A 20,207-nucleotide genomic window follows, 5' to 3' on the forward strand; every position below is an offset into this window, starting at 1 on the left:
CTGCGGCGCTGTACCCGGCCGCTGCAGCTGGTTACGCTGCGGCATGCCTTCTACTCCAGACTTCATTCCCCTGCGCCTGTGCGTGCTGACGGTGTCCGACAGCCGCACGCTGGCCGACGACCGTTCCGGCGATTACCTGGCCGACGCCCTCACCCAGGAAGGCCATGTGCTGCACGACCGTGCGCTATGTCCGGACGACCGTTACCGCATGCGTGCGGTCGTGTCGGCATGGATTGCCGATGCGCAGGTGGACGGCATCCTGGTCACCGGCGGCACTGGCTTTACGGGCCGCGACAGCACGCCTGAGGCGATCACGCCGCTGCTGGACAAGATCATGCCGGGCTTCGGCGAGATGTTCCGCGCCATCAGCGTGGAAGAAATCGGCACGTCTTCGCTGCAATCGCGCGCGTTTGCGGGGCTGGCCAATCACAGCTTCGTGTTCTGCCTGCCCGGTTCCACCTCGGCGTGCCGCACGGCGTGGGAAAAGATCGTGCGTGCGCAGCTGGATGCGCGCACCAAGCCATGCAATCTGGCGACATTGCGTCCACGGCTGGGCGAATAGCCTGCGCGTTCGATCGTCGAACGGAACCCGCATGTCGCACCTGAAACGCAAGGCCTATAAAAAGTTGCTGGCACCGCTGCAGTTGGAGCTGGTCGGCATGGCGCGCTGGTTGCGCCACACCAATCAACGCGCCCTGGTGCTGGTGGAAGGCCGCGACACCGCCGGCAAGGGCGGCGTGATCCAGACCATCGCCAGCCACCTCAACCCGCGCCAGTGCCGGGTGGTGGCGCTGCCCAAGCCCAACGACCGCGAAAGCACGCAATGGTATTTCCAGCGCTATGTAACGCATCTGCCGGCCGGCGGCGAGTTGGTCCTGATGGACCGCAGTTGGTACAACCGCGCCGGCGTGGAACGGGTGATGGGCTATTGCACCGACGCGCAATACGAGGCGTTTCTGGAGCAGGCGCCACGCTTTGAACAGATGCTGGTCGATGACGGCATTCTGCTGTTCAAGTACTGGTTGTGCGTGGACCAGGCCGAGCAGGAAGACCGCTTTGCCGAGCGTCACGAAGACCCGCTCAAGGGCTGGAAGCTGTCGCCGGTGGATCTGCAATCGCGCACCAAATACGACGATTACACCGCCGCCCGCGAGCGCATGCTCGAAGTGACCCATATTCCGGATGCGCCGTGGACGCTGGTGGACTTCAACGACCAGAAACGTGGCCGGCTGAGCCTGATCCGCGATCTGCTGGATCGGCTGCCGGACACCGCGGTGCCCGACGAGCCGCTAGCGCTGCCGCCCCTGCACGGCAAGCCGCACAAGGAGCGCTACGGCGTGCTGGAACCGATCGACGATTACGCCGGCCAGTCCTGAGAAACTTCGTCGCTGGCCGTGGTGGCGCGCGGCAGCGGATGCAGGCCGGCCTGACGTTCGGCCTGCTCGGCCTGCAGCACCAGCTGGCTCAGGCGCTGACTGAACAACTGCATGAAACCGCGGTGCAGCGGGCGCATCGCTTCCATGTAGTCCACATCGTCGGCTTGTGCGCCGAGCGGGCTGCAGGACGACAACAGCACTTCGTCCAGGCGTAAGGCGCTGTCGGGCAAACGGACCAGCGCAGCGCGACGCAACCAGTCGCGCATGCCTTCGCGGTATTCGGCGGCCAGGATGTAGGCCACTTCGACCTGGTCCAGGTCCACGTCCGGGTTCCATGCCAGCACCTGGATCACCTGCGAGCGCTCGTCCAGCATGCGGCCTTCGGCCACCAATGCATGCAGTTGCTGCAGCAGCCGCCACTGCACGCCGGCCGCGTCGCGTTGTGCGGTCGGCATCGCTTCGATCGCCAGTGCCAGGCGGCGCGAGAACAGGGCCGGCACATCGGCCAGGACCACCGGGCCCGCATCGGCACCCAGCAGGAAACGCTCGGTGCGCAACGCGGCGGTATCCGGCAGATAACCGTCCTGCAGCGGGCGCATCACACCGTGATCGAGCAGCGACAGCACCACGTCGAGCCAGTAGCGGCGATCCTGCTGCAGCGCGCGGTTGACCGAGGCGTTCTGCCAGGCGGTGCGCACCTCGTCCAGACGTGCGATGCAGGCCTGGGCATCCATTCCATCCCACGGCGCGCGGGTGGCATCGTTGGGGTCGAAAGTTTCGGCACTGAGCATGCCGGCGCCAAAGCGGTGCCAGGCGGCGCCACGCTGGGTGTCGGTCGGGTCGAGGCGGGGGGTGGCAGGCACTACCGGAGCCGCCGGGCGCAGCAGCGCCGCGTAGGCATCGGTCCACGATTCGGGCAGGCGTGCCGACATCGGGTAGGTCGCCGCCGGCTGCGCCAGACCGCGACGCGCCAGACGCAGGCTCCACGCCACCGCACCGATCACGATGCCGCCAAACGTCCACGCCAGCAGCCAGCTGGTAGCCGCCTGTTCGGGTTGCAGGACGCGGGTGGACGGCTGCACGAACAGCAACCAGCCACTGCCCAGCAGCGCGCCGAGATACAGCCACGGCCCGAACTGCGTCAGCTGGTGATTGCGGCGATGTGCCGCCGGAGCGTGCCCGTCGTTGTGATCTTGAGATGGAGCGGCCATTACATTCCCCTGAACGCCTGATCGCGTTGAGAAGGTTATCGGCGAAGCAACGCAACTCTGTTGCCCCGCCGTGGCGGCACGCACTCAGCCAGTTACAAATTCTTCAGTCGGCGGAACCGCGCACGCCGTGCGTGTCACCGACGTCACCTGCGCCGCTGGCGGGCCTTGCCACAGCCAGGTTTCCAACGCATCCAGTGCGGCCTGGCTGCCGACGGCGACCACCTCCACGCTGCCGTCCGGCTGGTTGCGGGCGTGCCCGTACACACCCAGCGCCAGCGCGCGCTCGCGGGTGGAGGCGCGGTACCACACGCCCTGCACTGTCCCGCTGACCACAAAACGCGCCGCCTGCATCACCCCGCCTTGCCGGTGATGCCGACCGCCGCTTCGATGTCGCGGGCGGTGACCGGGCCGAGGAACTGCTTGGCGACCTTGCCGTCCGGGCCGATCAAATAGGTCATTGGCAGGCCGCGTGGCGTGGCGAAGTCCTGCGGCGGCTGATACGGGTCCAGGATCGCTACCGGGTAGGACACTGGGTGATCCTTCAAAAACGCCAGCATGTCGGCGGCGGTGATGTCTTCGTAGGCCAGGCCCACCACTTCGACGCTGTCGCGCATGGTGTGCAGTGCCGACAGCTCCGGCATTTCCTTCAGGCAAGGCGCGCACCAGGTGGCCCAGAAGTTGACCACCACCCACTTGCCGCGATGCGCGGCCAGGTCGTAGGTCTCTCCCGACACTGTGGGCAGCGACAGCTTGGGCATCTCGGCGGTCTGCTGCACCACCGAGGTGTTGGCCACGCTGGCCGGGTCAGCGGCGGGTTTTTCGGGTGCCTGGGTGGCCGTGGCAGGCGTAACCGCGGAATCGGCCGCAGCGGGCGTGCCCTCGCCGGTGGGCTTGCAGGCGGTCAGCAGCAACAGCGGCAACAGCAGCGCGCACGCGCCGCGCACAAGACGCATCGTCATGGAGGATCTCCGGGGAGGTGGGTGTAGAGGTCGCCGACCGGTTGCGCCAGCACGCCGCGCAACGGTTGACGCAATTGTTCCAGCGCGGCGGCGGCGGCCTGGCCGTAGGCATCGTCGCGGCACGGTAGCGGGCGGTCTTCGATCGGCACGCGCAGCTGGCAGTTTTCGTAGAGTTCGGCCAACGGCACCACGTCCAGATCGCGCGCCAGCAGCCATTGGCCGCGCTCGTCGCGCCGCAGCAGGCGGATGCGTTTGAGCTCGCACAGCAGCTCCTGCATCAGCGTATCGGTGAGCATCGGCTCCAGCGCAAGAATGCGGTCTTCGTCCAGGCCGTTGCCGTGGATGCGTGCCTGCCGGAAACGGCCGAGCAGACGCAGCAGGCCATAAATTTCGAAGCCCGGCGGCAGGCGCATGGCTTCGGGCTGATAGCGGAACGCGGACATCGACGATGCCAGCGACGCGCCCAGCAACACCGACACCCAGCTGAGATAAATCCACAGCAGCAGGATCGGCAGCGCCGACAGCGCGCCGTAGATGCGCTGATAGGTCTGGAAATTGCCCAGATAGAAGCCAAAGCCCCATTTGACGATTTCCATCAGGATCACCGCCAGCAGCGCGCCAGGCAGCGCGTGACGCAGGCGCACCACATGCTGCGGCACCACGCGGTAGATCAGTACGATGCAGACGAACTCCACCGCCATCGGCGCCAGCCGCCAGGCGAATTCGGCCAGCCACTGGCCTTCGGTGGTGCGGAACAGCGGCAGCGCGAACACATAGGCCGCCATCGCCATCGAGGCGGCGGCGAGCATCGTACCCAGTGTCAGCACGGTCCAGTAAATCAAAAACCGGGTCACCTTGGGCCGCGCGGCAGCCACCCGCCAGATGCTGTTGAAGGTCTGTTCGATGCTGTGCAGGGTGATCAACAACGAGGCCACCAGCGCCACCATACCGGCGACGGTGAACTTGCCCAGATCTTCCAGCGAACGGTTGAGATAGTTCTGCACCGAGCGCGCAGCGCCGGGCACGAAGTTGTTGAAGATGAAGTCGGTGAGCGCGTCCTTCCATTCGTTGAATGCAGGAAACGCCGACAACACGCCGAACACCACGATTGCCAGCGGCACCAGCGCAAACACCGTGGTGTAGGCCAGCGAGGCCGCTGCCTGGAACAGGCGGTCGTCCAGAAAGCGGCGCCACAGAAAGCGCCCGAAGCTCACCGTCCGCGCGCGATCGCGCAGACGCTCTTTCCATTGGTGGAGTTTGTTCACACGCGACATCGCGCAAGGGTACCCGATGCGCCGTCATCGCGGCCTTGTCGCACCTGCGGCGTGCAGGCAGGCGGCGGCATGGCCGATACTGCGGCAACTCAACAGGCGGCAGAGGCACGATGGCGGAGATTCTGGTGCTGTATTACAGCCGCGGCGGCTCGGTGGCGCGGCTGGCGCGGCAGATCGCGCGCGGCATCGGTGAGGTGCCGGGCATGAGTGCGCGGCTGCGCACGGTGCCGCCGGTGGCTGCGGTGACCCAGACCAGCGCCCCGCCGGTGCCGGACGAAGGCGCGCCGTATGTGGACCGCGCCGATCTGGCCGAATGCAGCGGCTTGCTGCTGGGCAGCCCGACCCGCTTCGGCAACATGGCCGCACCGATGAAACACTTCCTCGACAGCCTGGGCGCCGAATGGGCCACCGGCACCCTGGCCGGCAAGCCGGCAGGCGTGTTCACCTCCACCGCCTCGATGCATGGCGGCCAGGAATCCACCCTGCTATCGATGCACCTGCCGCTGCTGCACCACGGTTGCTTGATCGTCGGCATCCCGTTTACCGAGGCCGCGCTCAGCCACACCACCAGTGGTGGCACCCCGTACGGCGCCAGCCATGTGTCCGGCGCCGGTGGCGACCCGCAACCCAGCGAGGACGAAGCCCTGCTGGCGCGCGCGCTCGGCCGCCGCGTGGCCGACATCGCACGCCGGCTCGCCGCGCCGTGAGCCTGCGCGCCGTGCATTGGTCGCTGACGTTTGCGCTGCTGGCGCTGACTGTGGTGTACGTGATCTGGTTTCACGACGACCCGCGTCGCACCGCCGCCTTGCTGGTCTTCGCGCTGCCGCCGGCACTGACCGGCCTGCTGGCTGTGCGCAGTGCCCGTGCCCGCTTCTGGGCCGGCACCTTTGCGCTGGGCTGGTTCAGTCACGGCGTGATGGCGGCCTGGAGCCAGCCCCACGTCCGTGGGCTGGCATGGCTGGAGCTGCTGCTGGCGCTATTGGTCATCGGGCTGGTCAGCGGGCCCGGCGTTGCCGCGCGCTTCGGTAAGCGCCGCCCGACACCCTAACCGCAAGCGACACGCGGGCACTCAACGTACTGGAACACCCCCGTTGCCAAGCGGCGGGCGGGCGCTGTTGCACGCCACCACCAGTCACCGGCAAGCGCGCCAGGCGTTGATGTTGATCATTGGCACTAGCGCCAGACTGCCCTTGGTGTGCCGAATCACCAAACACCGCGGGATTTTTTAAGAACACGACGTTAATTTTTTGCCGACACATCCATCTCCGAATTATTAGAGATAAAGAAAATATTAGAGACCACTCCTACAAAACAGAGTTTGTCTTTCCGTGCGGATCCCCAATACATTCTCGCAACACGGAATAGATCGATTCCACAACACTCAAAGCCACTGGCTTAATGCTTCGTTAAAATGATCAAATATTCTCCTGCCCAACCGGCTATCGCCACAGGAGACATGACCACACCTAGAGACCAATCAATAACCGCAAAACGGCCTGGCGAAGTAGTATTATTTAAACGAACTATCTAATTTTTATCTTTGCCTGAATCTTTAGCGCAGCGACACACAGTGTCAGTCGATGACACGTAGCCAATCAAAGGCACCAGTACGTTTGCGACGCAGGGCGGCACCCGCTTCAACTTAAGTACGCACTGCCTTTCGTAAAAATGTGAATCTGTAACGACGGAATAAATCACGTCGTCGCGGTCCCGTTTTACTTGCCAACCTCAATCACTATCCGGCACGAACTGCGCGATTATAACCGAGCACCCCACTCTTCCTGGGACATTCAACGATGCACCAATACACACCGCGACGCCGAAATCTTTTATTCGTCGCTATCGGCAGCGTGATCGCCTGCATAGCGATCTACAGTTACTCCGGCACCCCTTCACCCAATGGGAAATACGGCAATTCAACCAGCGGGAGTTCTTTGAGTAAAAAAGCTTCTTCTTCACGCAATTATTTTTCGCCACCCGCCACCGATGCGCGTGCCCTGGCCTCTGAAAATCCACTGTCACCGCAGGATGAAGGCATCTTTTCTGCTGACGAGATCGCATCCCGGGTCAAGGAGTATTTCGAACGCCTACTGTCCGACCCATCGCTCTCCGATGCACAGCGCAGCGCGTTCGCGGCACGTCTAGTTGCAAGCATTGAGGCCGATTACAAAGCGAAGCTTGCCGTTTCAGACTACCTCAGCAAGATGCCTGATGACATGCTCCGGGACGAACTTGGCAACATGCTGGTGCTTAACGCAACCGGCAGGGAGATGCTGGTTACCGAGGCAAACCGCATTTGGCAAAGCAAGGACAAGACACTGTATCGGGGCATGTACATGACATATGCCAACATGCCCGGGACTGCTTCTCCTAACATCCTGGCCGATGCGATTTCCTCGCTAGGCGAGCGCAGCAATGGCGACTATCCGTCGATTTCAGCACTGAACTTCATCGGGACCCTGGAACAGGACACCTCCATCGAAGGTGCCGCGCTTCGACAAAGCGCACTGTCGCAATTGGAGTCCCTGATCAGAGGCGATGGCGACGACACCGTGCGCGCCATTGCCGCTCAAAAAGTCTATCGCCTGTCTTCCCCAGAGGCGGCTGCAGAGGCAGCCACCAACTATCTTTCGCATAACCCGAGCAATCCGTTGGTAATGGAAACGCTCAATTCGGTGCGCAGCGGAGATGTGGAGCTGACTCCGCCACTCAGATCCAAACTTGCCGCAGCCGTGTCCCGTCCACAGGCATCCCAATCGGAAATACAAAGTTTTGCCGCGTTGACCAAGGCACGCGGCTCGTAGGACTGCTTTCACCGTGAACGAGGGGGAAGTGCATGACACCACATCATCGTGGTCGCCGGTCATGAACGGCGTCGCCGCCTGATCTGGATGGAATGCGTACGTCGTTAAGCCGCTAAATCACTCAAGGTGCATCCCCAATGACTTAAAGCCCTCCGGCCTAAGCCGTGCGCACGCTCAAATATTCAAAAACTTATCATTCTCAACGGAGTTGAAAAATGCTGAATAAAAAATTCAAAACCACTTGGTTGATTGCTGCGGCGGCTGTTTTGTTTGCAAGCAGTTGCGCCAATGCCGCAACCATCCATGCGAAGGATATCGAGTTATTCAATGGCTGGGTCGGCAAGACGCAAAAGGCGTTCTATGAAGACGGCGATTTCAAGAATTGGTCCACTTGCTTCAGCTCGACCAACGGAAGCTGCAGCGCCAGCACCAAGTCCTCCACCGTTGGCGCGTGCCGGAGTACCGAATTCGGTATCGGCGCAGACTGGGAGCTACCGATGAAGATCCCAGGATTGTCGTTGAGCGGAAGTGCCAGCCATAGCTGGACCGAGTGCAACGAACGCTCCGAATCGACCGAATGTACGCCCCATGTAGGATTCAAGGGCGGAACAGCGGTTTTGGTGAGCGAGCGCATTGGCCGAACGAAGTATCTGGGCGTGTTTGCGATTCCCTTTGTCAAGGTGGAAGCCAATCACTTTGTAAGCAATTATCAAGGCCGCAAGATCTGGCAATACACGGGAGCGCCAATCATCACGCAAGGCTATCTTCCCGAGTACAGAGCCTATGGATGCCAGTATGTTCGCCCGTGGGTGAACTGATCGCATCGCGTCTGGGCACTCGACCGTCATGCGTCGGGCCTTGCACCCTCGGCGTGTTTGCGTGACCTGAAGTGTGTGACACAAGGAGTCCGTGCTTGCCTAGCAAGCACGGACTTTGTACAGGTGCCCATCCAACTGCATCACTGCGGCGGGCAGCCACATCATGACAACCTCATCCAATTGGGGTGCCTTGCACTGCTGATGCAGCGCCCTGCAGGGCGCCGGCCGGGGCCGTATCATGACGGCCTTGCGCGGCCCGCACCGTGCCGGCCCTACAGGATCCGCAGCAATGGAAGACCTCCTGATCGTCACCACCGGTGGCACGATCGACAAGATCTACTTCGACGACAAATCCGACTACCAGATCGGCGACCCGCAGATTGGCCAGATCCTCAAAGAGCTGGGCGTGACCTTCCGCTTCTCGGTCATTCCGATCATCCGCAAGGATTCGTTGCACATCACCGAGGCTGATCGCGAGCTGATCCGCGCCACCATTGCCGCCCAACCGACCCGCCACGTGTTGATCACCCATGGCACCGATTCGATGGTGGCAACCGGCAAGGTGCTGCAGTCGATCGCCGACAAGACCATCGTGATGACCGGCGCGCTCAACCCGGCGCGTTTCCGCGGCTCGGATGCGGAGTTCAATATCGGTTGCGCGGTCGGTGCGGTGCAGTCGCTGCCGGCCGGCGTGTATATCGCCATGAACGGGCGGATCTGGAATCCGGAACAGGTGCGCAAGAACGTCGCTGCCAACCGTTTCGAATCGCTCTGAGGTCATGAGCAAGGCCACTCGCGCGACCAAGGCATTGGATGCTGCCGGCGTGGCCTACGTGCTGCACCGTTACGACTATCAACCCGACGCAGACGCCAAAGGCCTGCAGGCGGCAAACGCGCTTGGGCTGGCACCGCAGACGGTACTGAAAACATTGATGGCCTGGGTCGACGACCTGGCCGTGTGCGCAGTCATTCCCTGCAACCGGCGCCTGTCGCTGAAACAACTGGCCAGCGCGTGCGGTGGAAAGTCCGCACGCATGATGGACGTGGCCGATGCCGAACGCCGCACCGGTTACAAAGTGGGCGGTATCAGCCCGCTCGGTCAGCAGCGGCAGGCGCCGGTGCTGATCGAAGCCACCGCGCTGGACGCACCGGCACTGTGGATCAATGCCGGCCAGCGTGGCTTGCTGCTGGAATTGCCCGGCGCGCAGCTGCTGCAGGCACTCACTGCACGCGCCTGCGTGCTGTGCGAGTAACAGCGGCCACCAAACCTTAGCGCGCACTTGTCAGGTCCGCATGGACGGCATGCTCAGCACCGGAACGTAGGCGTGGTACATCCCGCACCCAGCATCGGCCGCGCCCACCTGGTGGCGAGCGCAGCCGGTGTGTCGGCGGTCTTAAGCCGCATCGGGAGCCGTGCTCCCGCGATGCTCAGTACGTCGCCGTGACGCTGACCCCTGAAAACGCCAGCGTCGCCTTCAACCGCACGTAATACGTGCCGGCCGCCGGTGCGTTCAATGTGCAGCTGTCGGCATTGCCCGGCAGCAGACTGCGGCAGGTGTAGGCGGTGTCGGTGGGCAGTGCAGCTGCGCGTAGCGACAGATCCGCATTGCCGCTGCCTCCGTTGAGCGCCACCTTGAGCGAGCGCGTACCGGCCGGCACGTTGATCTGGTAATACAGCACGTCCGACTGCGCTGCACTCAAACCGGTACGTGCCACATTCCTGTCCAAGGTGGTCGACGCGATCACCGCCGCCACCGCGCCATCGGCATTGACCAGCCCCGCACCGCACCCCTGCGTGCAGGCAACCGGCAACGGCCGGGCGCTACTTTTGAGCAGGGCTTTCACCATGGCCGGCGTGAGCGGATTCAGTGCCGCCGACTGCATCAGCGCCACCACACCAGCCACATGCGGTGCAGCCATCGAGGTGCCGCTGTACGACGCGTACGCCGCATTCCCCGGCACCGTGGTGCCGCTATTGAGCGTGGAGACGATGGCCTGCCCCGGCGCTGCAATATCCACGCCTTTGCCGAAGTTGGAGAAGCTGGCCTTGGCGCCCGCCGAGGTGGTGGCCGCCACTGCGATCACGTTCGGGCAATTGGCCGGCACGCTGGTGGCCACATCCATATTGCTGTTGCCTGCCGCCACCACCACCGAGCTACCGCGCGTCACCGCACCGGCGATGGCCGTGCTCAGCGTTGTCGAACAATTCCCCGCACCACCCAGCGACAGGTTGATCACCGTGGCCGGATTCGGATTGGCCGGCACACCGGTGACCTTGCCGCCCGATGCCCAGACGATCGCATCGGCGATATCGGACATGTACCCGCCGCAGCGGCCTAATACGCGCAGCGGCAGCAACTTGGCATTGAACGCCGTGCCGACCACGCCGCCTGCATTGTTGCCGACCGCCGCCGCGATGCCGGCCACATGTGTGCCATGCCAGCTGGAGCTGGAGGCGGACGCACCGGGCCCGCATTCGTTTGCCGCCGTCCAGTCGCCCTGGTCGGCGGCATTGGCATCGCGCGCATTGCCGTCGCGCGCCGTCGCCGGGTCGACGATGAAGTCGTAGCCGGGCAGCACATTGGCGTCCAGATCCGGATGCTTGGTGATGCCGGTATCGATCACCGCCACCACGATGCCCTTGCCGGTGGTGCGGTCCCATGCCGGCCGGATGTTGAGACCGGCGGTGCTGGTACCCATCGCCCACTGCTGCGGCACGCCGGGATCGTTGGGCACCAGTAAGGGGCGCATCAATACGTCCACTTCCACACGTTTGACGGCCGGGTCGGCGGCAAGGCGCCGCATCAGGCTTTCCGCATCCACGCGATCAAGTTTGCGATCGGCCACCAACAGCATCGGGCCGGTGCTGAGCCGGCGCGTAGCGGACAACCCCAGCGCGCGCCCGCGCTGTGCAGGCACGGCGCTGGCGATCTCGCGCCACGGCGCAGACAGGCCGGTCGCACGGCTGCTGCCGACACGGTCCTTGTAGCTGACGATGAAACGTTGATGGGTGGAACTGGACGCCAGCCCTTGCAGGCTGACCTCGCCGGCAGTGGCATAAAACGTGCAGGACAACGCACAGACAAACGCAGCGTGGCGCAGCACACCAACCGAGACATGCGACATGGATCAACCCTCCCCAAGGAGCTGAAAATTCGGAAGACAACGCGCTGACGCCCTCTGCGACGCGCACTGCCTGATCGTGGGGCGGTTGCACACGGCCATGCCTCACGTGCGGTGGCTATCGGCGCGCCGTTTGCGGGGCTGAAGCGGCAGCAAGGCTGCTCCATGCGCTTTGTTCAGCCATTGCCGCCGCCGGTTGGCCGACGCCCAGTCGTGGCCTATGCCCAAACGCACACTGCCCCGCCGAAGCGGGGCAGTGCAGGATTCAAAACACCGACAGCGGCGTCGGGGCCGGCCCGACGTCGATGCCGACGGTCAGTCCGGCATCGCGCCTTGCCTTCGCCTTACGGAGTCTGGCTGACCGCACCCGCCGCGTTGACGATACCGGCGCCGCAGCCGCCCGAGCAGGCGCCCGGCAACGGACGTGCGGTGTTCTTCAACAGGGTTTCCACTGCCGCCGGCGTCAGCGGACGGCTGGCCGCCGATTGGACCAGCGCAACCACGCCGGCCACGTGCGGGGCCGCCATCGAGGTGCCGTTGTAGGACGCGTAGCTGGCGCTGCCCGGCGTGGTGGTGCCGCTGTTCAAGGTCGACAGGATCGCCGAGCCCGGGCCGGAGATGTCGATGGTGGTGCCGAAGTTGGAGAAGCTCGAACGCGCACCGGCCGAGGTGATCGACGCCACCGAGATCACGTTGGCGCAGCTGGCCGGGGTGAAGTTGGCCACGTTGGCATTGCTGTTGCCGGCCGCCACCACCACCGTGGTGCCGCGCGACACCGCACCGTTGATGGCGTTCTGGTAGGTGCTGGAACAGGTGCCGTTGCCGCCCAGCGACATGTTGATCACCTCGGCCGGATTGGCGTTGGCCGGTACGCCGGACACCGTGCCGCCGGAGGCCCACACGATGGCGTCGGCGATATCGGAGGTGGAGCCGCCACACCGGCCCAACGCGCGAACCGGCACGATGCGCGCATTGAATGCGGTGCCGGCTACGCCGGTGTTGTTGTTGGTGACTGCGGCTATCGTGCCGGCCACGTGGGTGCCGTGCCAGCTCGAGTTGGAGGCCGGCGAACCCGAGAAGCACTGGTTGGCCGTGCTCCAGTCGCCCTGGTCAGCCGGATTATTGTCGCGGCCGTTGTTGTCGCGCGCTCGCGTGGCATCGCTGATGAAATCGTAGCCCGGCAGCACGTTGGCATTGAGATCCGGGTGGCTGGTAATGCCGGTGTCGATCACCGCCACCACCACGCCGGTGCCGGTGGCGGTGTCCCAGGCCGGACGCACGTTGATGCTGGATGCGGTGGTGCCGAAGCCCCACTGCTCGGACAGCCGCGTGTCGTTCGGGGTCAGCGTCGGATACATGATCTGATCGATTTCCACGTAATCCACGCTCGGATCGGCGGCGATGCGGCGCATCAGCGTCTCGGCTTCGGCACGGTCCAGGCCACGGCTGGCCTTGAGCACTTCCGACCCCAGCGCGGTGCGGCGCACGTGGCTCAGACCCAGCGCGCGACCGGCGCGGGCCGGCACGGCTGAGGCGACCGAATTGAGCGATGCGCGCATCGACGTCGGGCTCACTGTCGGGCTGCTGCCGTCCTTGTACTTGACGATGAAGCGGTCCAGCGTGGGCTGCGATTCCAGACCGGACAGATTGACCTGACCGGCAAACGCCGGCACGGCCAGCAGGGAGGTCAGCGCGGAAACACCCAGCACCACCAGTGCGCGTGCAGGTGCACGACGTTGCGACACATTGGACATCGATCGTTCCTCAAGAAGTAGAAGTGCCGCAGCTGCGGCGAGATGACCGAGCCCTTGCCGCAACACCGCGGATCGGGCCGGACGAAACGGGCGCTGGCGCCCGTCGAAACGACTGACCGGTGTCCATTCCGGCCGAGCGGCAATGCCCTGCCTGCGCCTGCCGAAACGGCAGACGTGGGCGGACATCGCAGATGGGGTGTCGCGCTGGGACAGCGCTGCCTGGCCACGCGGCCAGACAGCGCAACAGCGTCGAACGGCAACGTTTAGTAGCTGGCGCTCAAGGTCACGCCAGAGAACGTGCTGTACGCCTTGACCCGCACGTAATACGTGCCGGAGGGCACGCTGATGTTGCAGGTTTCGGTATTGCCGCTGAGGTACGGACGGCAGGCGTAGGTGGTGTCGGTCGGTGCACTGCCGGCGCGCACGTACAGGTCTGCATCGCCGGTGCCGCCGCTGATCGCCACGGTCAGCGTGCCGCTGCCAGCCGGAACGGCGATGGTGTAGTTCAGCTCTGCACCGCTGGCCGCACCCAGGCCGGTGACCGGCGTGCCGTTGGTCAGCGTGTTGCCGGTTCCGCCACCGCCACCACCGTTGCTACCGCTGATGGCCGCCGTCACCGCGGCGTCGGCATTGACGATGCCCGCACCACAACCGCCGGAACAGGCACCCGGCAACGCGCGTGCGGTGTTTTTCAGCAAGGTTTCCACCGCTGCCGGAGTGAGCGCGGTCGGCGCGACCGACTGCACCAGCGCGACCACGCCGGCCACATGCGGCGCCGCCATCGAGGTGCCGTTGTAGGACGCGTAGCTGGCGTTGCCCGGGGTGGTGGTGCCGCTATTGAGCGTGGACAGGATCGCCGAGCCCGGCGCGGATACATCGATGCCGGCGCCGAAGTTGGAATAGCTGGCCTTGGCACCCGCCGAGGTGGTGGCCGCCACCGCGATCACGTTGGCGCAGTTGGCCGGCAGCGAGCCGGACACGTTGGCCGAGCTGTTGCCGGCCGCCACCACCACAGTAGTGCCGCGCGACACCGCACCGCTGATGGCGTTCTGCATGGTGGTCGAGCAGGCACCGCCGCCGCCGAGCGACATATTGATGACTTCAGCCGGGTTGGCGTTGGCCGGAATGCCGCTGACGCTGCCGCCCGACGCCCACACGATGGCGTCGGAGATGTCCGACAACGAGCCGCCGCACTTGCCGAGCACGCGCACCGGCACGACCTTGGCGTTGTAGGCGGTACCGGCCACGCCGGTGTTGTTGTTGGTCACCGCAGCGACCGTGCCAGCCACATGGGTGCCGTGCCAGCTGGAGTTGGAGGCCGGAATCCCGGTGCCGCACTCGCTGGCGGCATACCAGTCGCCCTCGTCTGCAGGGTTGCTGTCGCGGCCATTGCCATCGCGCGCAGCCGTCGCGTCGCTGATGAAGTCGTAGCCGGGCAGGATGTTGGCGCTGAGGTCGGCATGCGTGGTGATGCCGGTGTCGATCACCGCGACCACGACGCCGGACCCGGTGGCCTTGTCCCAGGCCGGACGGATGTTGAGGCCGGCATTGGTGGTGCCAAAGCCCCACTGCTCGGACAGCCGGGTGTCGTTCGGGGTCAGCGTGGCGCGCAGGATCTGGTCGACTTCCACGCTCTGCACGTTCGGGTCGGCGGCCAGTTGACGCATCAGGGTCTCGGCCTCGGCACGGTCCAGCGCGCGGTCGGCCTTGATCAGCTCGGGCCCCAGCGCCAGGCGGCGCACCGCGTTCAGCCCCAGCGCCTTGCCGGTCTTGGCAGGAACCGCGCGTGCGGCGGTGCGCAGCGAGGTGCTCAGCACGGTGGGACTGGCCAGCGCAGTGCTGCCGTCCTTGTAGGTCACGATGAATTTCTGGTGGGTCTGGGCAGTGGCAAGACCGTCCAGGTAGACCTCACCGGCAAACGCAGGTGTTGCCAGCAACAGGGAGGTCAGCGCGGTGGCGCCCAGGACGGTAAGCGTGCGAGGACGCTTGCGGAATGACTCGTTCGACATCGAATTCCCTTCCAAATCAAAGAGAACCGCCTTGGCGGTGTAATCCGGCACCGCCTGCATAGGTCGGCGCCGAGTCCCCGAATCAATCCCCTGTTATTGATCCGTTCAGCGAACCTATCCCACTCCAACCAAACTGGACAATACGAAATCGACACTTTTGAAACTTAAATATCAGTTTTGTGACAAGCGTCATATCTGTTCAGTCCGCTTCCCACAGTTTTTTGACGGGATGCATGTCGCCCTGCTGCATGGCAGGCAAAAAAAAGCCCCTGCGCTGACGCGCAGAGGCCTGTTTTTGACGCTGTAGCGCTGACTCAGGACAAACGTACCAACCAGCCATGCCGGTCCGGCACGCGGCCGTACTGGATATCGGTCAATTCCTGGCGCAGCGACATGGTCACCTCGCCCGCCGGCGCGGACAGATCGCCCACCGCAAAGCCGTCGCCCTTGAGCTCACCGATCGGGGTAACCACCGCGGCAGTGCCGCAGGCAAACACTTCGACAATCTCGCCCGATGTCACGCCCTGCTTCCATTCGTCGATGGACACCTTGCGCTCGACCACGCGCATGCCGCGGTCGCGCGCCAGCTGCAGGATGCTGTCGCGGGTGATGCCTTCCAGGATGCTGCCGGACAGTTCCGGGGTCACCAAGGTGCCGTCCTGGTAGACCAGGAACACGTTCATGCCGCCCAGTTCTTCGATGTACTTGCCTTCGACCGGATCCAGAAACAGCACCTGCGAGCAGCCCTGCGCATAGGCTTTCTGCTGCGGCAGCAGCGAAGCGGCATAGTTGCCGCCGCACTTGGCCGCGCCGGTGCCGCCCTTGGCCGCACGTGCGTATTCGGTGGACAACCAGATCGACACCGGCGCCACGCCCTTGGCGAAGTACGGACCGGCCGGACTGGCGATCACGTAATACGAGGCCTTGTGCGCGGCGCGCACGCCCAGAAAGGCCTCGTCGGCGATCATGAACGGGCGGAAATACAGGCTGGTCTCCGGCGCCGACGGCACCCAGCCGGCGTCCACGGCCACCAGCTGGCGCAGCGATTCGACAAACAGGTCCACCGGCAATTCCGGCAGCGCCAGACGACGCGCCGAGCGCTGCAGGCGTTCGCCGTTGGACTGCGGGCGGAAGGTCCAGATCGAGCCATCGGCATGCCGGTAGGCCTTGATGCCTTCGAAGATCTCCTGGCCGTAATGCAGCACCGACGCGGCCGGGTCCAACTGCAGCGGGCCGTAGGCACGCACTTGCGCGTCGTGCCAGCCCTGCTCGTTGTTCCAGGAAATGGCGACCATGTGGTCGGTGAAGTGAAGCCCGAAACCGGGCGCGGCCAGGATCACGGACAGTTCGTCGGCACTGCGCGGCGACGGAGAACGGGTGGAAGCGAAGGACACGGACACCGGAAGATTCCTGTATGGCGGGCGAAAGGACGCGGCGCCACATCTGCGGACATGGCGCCTTGACGATCAGAGCATGCCGGTCTCGAGACGGGCCGCTTCGGACATCATATGCCGGCCCCACGGCGGGTCGAACACCAGCTCGACATCGGCCTCGGCAATGGTCGGGATCATTTCCACCTTGCTGCGCACGTCGTCGACCAGGATCTCGCCCATGCCGCAGCCGGGTGCGGTGAGCGTCATCTTGACGTCCACCCGGCGCTGGTTGTCCTCTTCGCGATGGCTGACCACCGCTTCGTAGACCAGGCCCAGATCGACGATATTGAACGGAATTTCCGGGTCGAAGCAGGTGCGCAACTGCTGCCACACCAGCGCTTCCACTTCTTCGTCGCTGGCGTTGGCGGGCAATTCCAGCCCCGGCGGGGCCTCCTTGCCGATCGCATCGCCATCCTTGCCGGCAATGCGGAACAGATTGCCTTCGACAAAGACCGTGTAGCTGCCACCCAGGGCCTGGGTGATATAGCCATAACTGCCTGCGGGCAGGGTCACCGAATCGCCCTGCGGCACCATGACGGCATCGCAATCGCGTTCGAACTGGACGGGTTCGCTGCTACGGGAGTACATGGGCTGGATATGGGGCCGCGCCGGACGCGCGCAAGTCGGCCATTCTAGCCGACCGCGATGGCGCCGCCGCCGCTGGCCGCCAATCCCTTCAACGACGCTGCATTCCATCTGCCGATGCAGTGCGTCGCAAAGTGCGGCATGCGCTCTATCATGTGCGCACTGTCAGGAGCTCCAATGCCGCCCACCCCCGCGTCCGCCAGAAGCGCCCACTGGCTCTGGCCCCCGCTCCTGTTGCTGGGAAGCGTCACCGCCCTCATCGCCTGGCTGCTCATCGCCCTTGCGCTCGGCAACCAGGCCGGCTGGATGGCGGTACTGGTCGCACTGGAAGTGGTCTGGATGCTGCGCCTGGGCACACTGCGCGCCGGCCGGTTGCGTATCGGCGTGGCGGTGGCGACCACCGCATTGATCATCGTCGGCGCCAACTGGGGCATTGCCTCGGCGCAACTGGGCGGATCGCTGGGCCTGGACCCGTGGACCTCGGCCCAGAAAATGGGCCCTCGCCTGGCCTGGACCCTGCTGCAACTGGCCAATAATGCGTTCGACCTGCTGTGTTATTTCGCAGCGGTGCTCGTGGCGTGGTGGGCTGCGCGCTGAGCAAGGCGCAGTTGTCGCGGTAGCCGAAGCAGCGATGCGTTGAAGCGGATGCCTCGATCACACAGATCCAGATGGCGCTGTTCTTCGAAGACTGTCTTGCTCATTGTGCCGACGCAGCGATGCCTGGAGCTCTGCGACTTGGCTGCAGGGCCCTTACCCGCCCACCCTCGCGGGACACGCTGCAAGTACGTCCTTGTAAGCTCTTTGGCGGCATCAATGCCGCCAAAGGTCCCGCGACGGTGGGTGGGCAAGGACCAGTCAAGCTGGTCGGTGTGTGTGGTTGCGAGCAGGGCATGGCGTGCGCTGATCGGGTCACTGTGCGTCGACCAGCTTCTCACCACCTTCTCATCGCAAGCCGAGCAGCAGACCGGCTTCAAACACGCAATCCAAACACTTTCATTTGCATAGCGCAGCGCATGACCCGCAGCACGCTTTGAAGAAAGCAGCCGACCAACTCTCTGGTGCGGTGTCCTCGCCGATTGCGGGACCCTTGGCGGCATGGATGCCGCCAAGGAGCCTCCAGGAACGGATTCACGGCGTGTCCCGCAAGCGGTGAGGGCACCGCGCCCTCGACGAGCTGAGCGTTGGACTACCTCTGGACACTGCTGCGATTCGAAAACTCGGCAGGTTATGTGCGACTGGCTGGAGATTGCGGATAGATCACGCGTGAGCTGCCGATCTGCGCCTCAGCTGCAAGGAACTTGGCAGAGAGCACACCGCCCTCGACCAATCGGCTTCTCAAGTGCATCCGCGACATCAGTCGTACGAGGTCTCAATGCCCGCCCCCATCCAGCGCCTTCAACTCGCTGACCAGCGCGCTGGCCGCTTCGGCACCGTCGCCGTAGAGCATGCGGGTGTTGTCGGCGTAGAACAGCGCATTTTCGATGCCGGCAAAGCCGGTGCCTTTGCCGCGCTTGATCACCACCGTATTGCGTGAATTGACCACGTCCAGGATCGGCATGCCGTAGATCGGGCTGGCCGGGTCGGTCTTGGCGACCGGGTTGACCACGTCGTTAGCGCCAATCACCAGCGACACATCGGTGCTGGCGAACTCGGGATTGATGTCGTCCATGTCGGCGATCAGGTCGTACGGCACGCCGGCTTCGGCCAGCAGCACGTTCATATGCCCGGGCATGCGCCCGGCGACCGGGTGGATCGCAAACTTCACCTTGACCCCGCGCGCGATCAGCCGCTGCGCCAGCTCCCAGATCTTGTGCTGCGCCTGCGCCACCGCCATGCCGTAGCCGGGCACGATCACCACTCGTTCGGCGAAGGCCATCATCGCGGCCACATCACTGGCCTCGATGGGTTTTTGCGCGCCGCTGATCTCCTGCGCCTGCCCGCCCCCACCGAAGTTGGAAAACAGCACGCCGCTGATCGGCCGGTTCATCGCCTTGGCCATCAACCGCGTCAGCAGGATGCCGGCCGCGCCCACCATCATGCCGGCGATGATCAGCGCCTCGTTGCCCAGCACATAGCCTTCGAACGCCACCGCCAGGCCGGTAAAGGCGTTGTAGAGCGAAATCACCACCGGCATGTCGGCACCGCCGATCGGCAGCGTCATCAACACGCCCAGCGCGAGCGCCACGGCGAAGAAGGCGATGATCGCCAGCGGCTGCAGGCTGGTGGCGGCCCAGATGCCGAGTGCCAGGACTGCCAGCGCCACCAGCAGATTGACCGCCTGCTGACCGGGAAATGTCACCCGTCGGTCAAGCCGGCCGTCCAGTTTGGCCCAGGCGATGATCGAGCCGGACAACGACACCGCACCGATCGCCGAGCCGATCACTGCCAGCATCACCGTGGTGGTGTCCGGACGCCGCGCTGCCAGTTCGGCGATCGCCTGCGCGCTCCAGTGCGCAGTGTCGCGATTGGCGAAGAAGGAAAACCGCAGCAGCTCCACCGCGCCGATCGCCGCCGCCGAGCCGCCGCCCATGCCGTTGTACAGCGCCACCATTTGCGGCATGTCGGTGATGGCCACCTTCTTGGCCGACCACCACGCCACCCCGGTGCCGATCGCCAGCGCTGCCAGGATCAGCGGCACGTTGTGCAGTTCCGGCAGGAAGAACGTGGCCACCGTGGCGATCAGCATGCCGGCGCCGGCCCAGCGGATGCCGCTACGCGCGGTCCTGGGAGAGGCCATGCGTTGCAGGCCGAGCAGGAACAGGGTCGCGGCGATCAGGTAGCTACTCTTGATGAGGATCGGCAAAAGGTGCATCAGCAGCCACGCTCCAGAGAAGGACATCTGCCCGAACGGCAGCACATAA

Annotated in this window: 19 protein-coding genes; 9 read left to right on the forward strand and 10 right to left on the reverse strand. The window is 64.5% G+C overall.

The features are described from left to right. Window positions 1–43: 43 nt before the first annotated feature. Both moaB and ppk2 read left to right on the forward strand, forming a co-directional pair. Entirely contained in the window at window positions 44–562 is a 519-nt protein-coding gene (gene moaB / locus RQH86_RS06805; RefSeq protein WP_115561393.1) for a molybdenum cofactor biosynthesis protein B, read from the forward strand. Between the two features lie 31 nt (window positions 563–593). Further along, window positions 594–1,376 (forward strand): polyphosphate kinase 2, encoded by a 783-nt coding sequence (gene ppk2 / locus RQH86_RS06810; protein WP_311240289.1) that lies wholly within the window; start codon window positions 594–596, stop codon window positions 1,374–1,376. On the opposite strand, the gene RQH86_RS06815 is transcribed toward ppk2, so the two are convergent. From RQH86_RS06815 to RQH86_RS06830, 4 genes are all read right to left on the reverse strand, one after another. Beyond that, window positions 1,358–2,587, reverse strand: a complete 1,230-nt coding sequence (locus RQH86_RS06815) for a hypothetical protein (RefSeq protein ID WP_311240288.1) — start codon at window positions 2,585–2,587, stop codon at window positions 1,358–1,360. The genes ppk2 and RQH86_RS06815 overlap by 19 nt on opposite strands. A gap of 84 nt (window positions 2,588–2,671) precedes the next feature. Next, the gene (locus tag RQH86_RS06820; protein ID WP_115553115.1) at window positions 2,672–2,938 is read right to left on the reverse strand and encodes an acylphosphatase; all 267 of its coding nucleotides are present in this window, start codon (window positions 2,936–2,938) and stop codon (window positions 2,672–2,674) included. Continuing rightward, entirely contained in the window at window positions 2,938–3,546 is a 609-nt protein-coding gene (locus RQH86_RS06825; protein WP_115553114.1) for a TlpA disulfide reductase family protein, read from the reverse strand. The genes RQH86_RS06820 and RQH86_RS06825 overlap by 1 nt, the downstream gene beginning before the upstream one ends. Continuing rightward, a complete protein-coding gene (locus RQH86_RS06830) occupies window positions 3,543–4,820 on the reverse strand; it encodes a YihY family inner membrane protein (RefSeq protein WP_115527186.1) in 1,278 nt (425 codons plus the stop codon). Before RQH86_RS06830 ends, RQH86_RS06825 begins: the two co-directional genes overlap by 4 nt. 110 nt (window positions 4,821–4,930) lie before the next feature. Between RQH86_RS06830 and wrbA the strand changes: the two genes are divergently transcribed. The 6 genes from wrbA (at window position 4,931) to ybaK (ending at window position 9,695) form a co-directional block, all read left to right on the forward strand. Beyond that, window positions 4,931–5,527: an NAD(P)H:quinone oxidoreductase gene (gene wrbA / locus RQH86_RS06835; RefSeq protein ID WP_005988829.1), complete on the forward strand. Its 597-nt coding sequence runs from the start codon at window positions 4,931–4,933 to the stop codon at window positions 5,525–5,527. Beyond that, entirely contained in the window at window positions 5,524–5,868 is a 345-nt protein-coding gene (locus tag RQH86_RS06840; protein WP_311240287.1) for a DUF2069 domain-containing protein, read from the forward strand. The genes wrbA and RQH86_RS06840 overlap by 4 nt, the downstream gene beginning before the upstream one ends. A 748-nt stretch (window positions 5,869–6,616) precedes the next feature. Next, on the forward strand, window positions 6,617–7,624 hold the full coding sequence (locus RQH86_RS06845) for a hypothetical protein (RefSeq protein ID WP_311240286.1): 1,008 nt from the start codon (window positions 6,617–6,619) through the stop codon (window positions 7,622–7,624). A gap of 215 nt (window positions 7,625–7,839) precedes the next feature. After that, complete coding sequence (locus RQH86_RS06850; protein WP_311240285.1) at window positions 7,840–8,442, forward strand: hypothetical protein; 603 nt, start codon at window positions 7,840–7,842, stop codon at window positions 8,440–8,442. 289 nt (window positions 8,443–8,731) lie between these two features. Beyond that, a complete protein-coding gene (locus tag RQH86_RS06855) occupies window positions 8,732–9,217 on the forward strand; it encodes an asparaginase domain-containing protein (RefSeq protein ID WP_055851295.1) in 486 nt (161 codons plus the stop codon). Between the two features lie 4 nt (window positions 9,218–9,221). Next, window positions 9,222–9,695 (forward strand): Cys-tRNA(Pro) deacylase, encoded by a 474-nt coding sequence (ybaK, locus tag RQH86_RS06860; protein ID WP_311240284.1) that lies wholly within the window; start codon window positions 9,222–9,224, stop codon window positions 9,693–9,695. A gap of 175 nt (window positions 9,696–9,870) precedes the next feature. Here ybaK and RQH86_RS06865 read toward each other — a convergent pair whose 3' ends face one another. From RQH86_RS06865 to sufT, 5 genes are all read right to left on the reverse strand, one after another. Then, a complete protein-coding gene (locus RQH86_RS06865; protein ID WP_311240283.1) occupies window positions 9,871–11,568 on the reverse strand; it encodes a S8 family peptidase in 1,698 nt (565 codons plus the stop codon). 341 nt (window positions 11,569–11,909) lie between these two features. Continuing rightward, complete coding sequence (locus RQH86_RS06870) at window positions 11,910–13,319, reverse strand: S8 family peptidase (RefSeq protein ID WP_161961589.1); 1,410 nt, start codon at window positions 13,317–13,319, stop codon at window positions 11,910–11,912. Between the two features lie 263 nt (window positions 13,320–13,582). Next, window positions 13,583–15,328: a S8 family peptidase gene (locus tag RQH86_RS06875; RefSeq protein WP_311240282.1), complete on the reverse strand. Its 1,746-nt coding sequence runs from the start codon at window positions 15,326–15,328 to the stop codon at window positions 13,583–13,585. A gap of 314 nt (window positions 15,329–15,642) precedes the next feature. After that, entirely contained in the window at window positions 15,643–16,728 is a 1,086-nt protein-coding gene (locus RQH86_RS06880) for a branched-chain amino acid aminotransferase (protein ID WP_311240281.1), read from the reverse strand. Window positions 16,729–16,794: 66 nt separating this feature from the next. Next, on the reverse strand, window positions 16,795–17,349 hold the full coding sequence (gene sufT / locus RQH86_RS06885; RefSeq protein WP_011260066.1) for a putative Fe-S cluster assembly protein SufT: 555 nt from the start codon (window positions 17,347–17,349) through the stop codon (window positions 16,795–16,797). A 174-nt stretch (window positions 17,350–17,523) separates the two neighbouring features. Here sufT and RQH86_RS06890 point away from each other — a divergent pair, with 174 nt between their 5' ends. Then, entirely contained in the window at window positions 17,524–17,943 is a 420-nt protein-coding gene (locus tag RQH86_RS06890; protein WP_311240280.1) for a hypothetical protein, read from the forward strand. Between the two features lie 772 nt (window positions 17,944–18,715). Here the strand turns inward: RQH86_RS06890 and RQH86_RS06895 are convergent. After that, window positions 18,716–20,185: an NAD(P)(+) transhydrogenase (Re/Si-specific) subunit beta gene (locus RQH86_RS06895; protein WP_115514445.1), complete on the reverse strand. Its 1,470-nt coding sequence runs from the start codon at window positions 20,183–20,185 to the stop codon at window positions 18,716–18,718. Window positions 20,186–20,207 lie beyond the last annotated feature (22 nt).

Origin of the sequence: Xanthomonas sp. WCS2018Noco2-27 (assembly GCF_031843525.1) — a bacterium.
In the GTDB taxonomy this organism is placed as follows: domain Bacteria; phylum Pseudomonadota; class Gammaproteobacteria; order Xanthomonadales; family Xanthomonadaceae; genus Xanthomonas.

Excerpts from the sequence above, each read along its gene's own strand:
- RQH86_RS06845 (WP_311240286.1), top strand. The coding sequence starts at position 6,617 with ATGCACCAATACACACCGCGACGCCGAAATCTTTTATTCGTCGCTATC.
- RQH86_RS06855 (WP_055851295.1), top strand. The coding sequence starts at position 8,732 with ATGGAAGACCTCCTGATCGTCACCACCGGTGGCACGATCGACAAGATC.
- RQH86_RS06865 (WP_311240283.1), bottom strand. The coding sequence starts at position 11,568 with ATGTCGCATGTCTCGGTTGGTGTGCTGCGCCACGCTGCGTTTGTCTGT.
- RQH86_RS06895 (WP_115514445.1), bottom strand. The coding sequence starts at position 20,185 with ATGTCCTTCTCTGGAGCGTGGCTGCTGATGCACCTTTTGCCGATCCTC.
- RQH86_RS06820 (WP_115553115.1), bottom strand. The coding sequence starts at position 2,938 with ATGCAGGCGGCGCGTTTTGTGGTCAGCGGGACAGTGCAGGGCGTGTGG.
- RQH86_RS06890 (WP_311240280.1), top strand. The coding sequence starts at position 17,524 with ATGCCGCCCACCCCCGCGTCCGCCAGAAGCGCCCACTGGCTCTGGCCC.
- ybaK (WP_311240284.1), top strand. The coding sequence starts at position 9,222 with ATGAGCAAGGCCACTCGCGCGACCAAGGCATTGGATGCTGCCGGCGTG.
- ppk2 (WP_311240289.1), top strand. The coding sequence starts at position 594 with ATGTCGCACCTGAAACGCAAGGCCTATAAAAAGTTGCTGGCACCGCTG.
- RQH86_RS06815 (WP_311240288.1), bottom strand. The coding sequence starts at position 2,587 with ATGGCCGCTCCATCTCAAGATCACAACGACGGGCACGCTCCGGCGGCA.
- wrbA (WP_005988829.1), top strand. The coding sequence starts at position 4,931 with ATGGCGGAGATTCTGGTGCTGTATTACAGCCGCGGCGGCTCGGTGGCG.
- sufT (WP_011260066.1), bottom strand. The coding sequence starts at position 17,349 with ATGTACTCCCGTAGCAGCGAACCCGTCCAGTTCGAACGCGATTGCGAT.
- RQH86_RS06870 (WP_161961589.1), bottom strand. The coding sequence starts at position 13,319 with ATGTCCAATGTGTCGCAACGTCGTGCACCTGCACGCGCACTGGTGGTG.
- RQH86_RS06875 (WP_311240282.1), bottom strand. The coding sequence starts at position 15,328 with ATGTCGAACGAGTCATTCCGCAAGCGTCCTCGCACGCTTACCGTCCTG.
- RQH86_RS06830 (WP_115527186.1), bottom strand. The coding sequence starts at position 4,820 with ATGTCGCGTGTGAACAAACTCCACCAATGGAAAGAGCGTCTGCGCGAT.
- RQH86_RS06825 (WP_115553114.1), bottom strand. The coding sequence starts at position 3,546 with ATGACGATGCGTCTTGTGCGCGGCGCGTGCGCGCTGCTGTTGCCGCTG.
- moaB (WP_115561393.1), top strand. The coding sequence starts at position 44 with ATGCCTTCTACTCCAGACTTCATTCCCCTGCGCCTGTGCGTGCTGACG.
- RQH86_RS06850 (WP_311240285.1), top strand. The coding sequence starts at position 7,840 with ATGCTGAATAAAAAATTCAAAACCACTTGGTTGATTGCTGCGGCGGCT.